Raw genomic sequence first — 267 nt, 5'->3', positions numbered from 1 at the left:
CCGCGACGACGGGTGCAATCACGCTGAATACTGAGACGAACGCGGCCAATCTGAGCGGGACGGCCGCTGATCTTGCTGCGGCATTTGCCGGCATCACCACGCATACCGGCACGCTCACCGCGACCGGTACAACGACCGTCGCGCAGGCGAATGCGTTGGATGCGGCGACCTCTGGTGTTGTGACGGCCACGATCAGTGACACAGCGAGCAATCTTGCGACGCTGACCGGCACGACCGGTGCTTACACTGTGACGATCAGTGGCACGA

General features: G+C 62.9%; 1 protein-coding gene. It reads left to right on the top strand.

The window, feature by feature from the left end; genetic code table 11:
* The coding region (locus tag IG629_RS22205; RefSeq protein ID WP_193174051.1) for a hypothetical protein at positions 1–267 on the top strand (267 nt) is incomplete at both ends.

Origin of the sequence: Nisaea nitritireducens, from assembly GCF_014904795.1 — a bacterium.
Classification (GTDB): Bacteria; Pseudomonadota; Alphaproteobacteria; order Thalassobaculales; family Thalassobaculaceae; genus Nisaea; species Nisaea nitritireducens.
This window is presented reverse-complemented; position numbering and strand designations above follow the sequence as displayed.